The organism is Pseudonocardia pini (assembly GCF_013870575.1).
Lineage (GTDB): Bacteria > Actinomycetota > Actinomycetes > Mycobacteriales > Pseudonocardiaceae > Pseudonocardia > Pseudonocardia pini.
On the sequence record NZ_JACBXB010001194.1, the window covers coordinates 1 to 1,116 of the forward strand.

General features: G+C 76.6%; 1 protein-coding gene. It reads left to right on the forward strand.

Annotation, left to right across the window (positions count from 1 at the left end):
• Positions 1-1,116 (forward strand): AAA family ATPase (locus tag H5J29_RS33765; protein WP_181784918.1); only part of this gene is annotated, 1,116 nt, incomplete at both ends.

Sequence of the window (1,116 nt, forward strand, 5' to 3'; positions counted from 1 at the left end):
TCGCCCGCCCGGAGCTGCTGGTCCGGCTCGGTGGGTCGCCGCGGCTCGGGGTGCTGGTCACCGGGCCCGAGGGCGTCGGCAAGGCCACCTTGGTGCGCAGCGTCGCGGCCGCCGTCGAGGCACGCTGCATCGAGCTGCCGGGGCCCGCCGCGGCCGCCCTGGAGCCCGCCTCGGCCGCCGCACGCGTGCAGGAGGCACTCACCGCCGCCCGCGACCAGGCCGCCGCAGGACGCCCGACGGTGCTGCTGGTCACCGACGTCGACGCGCTGCTGCCCGCCGCCTCCCCGCCCCCGCTCGCCACGCTCGTCCTCGACTCGCTGAAGGAGGCGGTGTACACCCCGCACCTCGCGCTGGTGGCGACGACGGCGGCCCCCGAGGCCGTCGACCCCCGGCTGCGGGCGCCCGAGCTGGCGGACCGCGAGCTGGGCCTGGGGCTGCCGGACCAGGCGGTCCGGGCCGACCTGCTGCGCAGGCTGCTGGCGGAGGTCCCGCTGGCCGCGGAGGTGGACCTGGGGGAGATCGCCTCCCGCACCCCCGGGTTCGTGATCGCCGACCTCGCGGCGGTGAGGCGCGAGGCCGCGGTGAACGCCGCCCTCCGGAAGCACGAGGACCCGAAGATCGAGATGGCCGACCTGCTCGACGCCGTCGGCTCCGTCCGGCCGATCTCGATGTCGTCGACGGGCACGCTGCAGACCGGCGGGATCACCCTCGACCAGGTCGGGGACATGACGGAGGTCAAGCAGGCGCTCACCGAGGCCGTGCTCTGGCCGCTGCGATACCCGGACTCGTTCGCCCGGCTCGGCGTCGACGCCCCCCGCGGGGTGCTGCTGTACGGCCCGCCCGGCGGCGGCAAGACCTTCCTGCTGCGGGCCCTCGCCGGCTCCGGGCAGCTCAACGTGTTCGCCGTCAAGGGCGCCGAGCTGCTGGACAAGTACGTGGGCGAGTCGGAGCGGGCGGTGCGCGAGCTGTTCCGCAAGGCGGCGGACGCCGCGCCCGCGCTGATCTTCCTCGACGAGGTCGACGCGCTCGCGCCCCGGCGTGGCGGGTCCACGGACTCCGGGGTGGCGTACCGCGTGGTCGCGGCGCTGCTCACCGAGCTGGACGGGGCCACCCCGA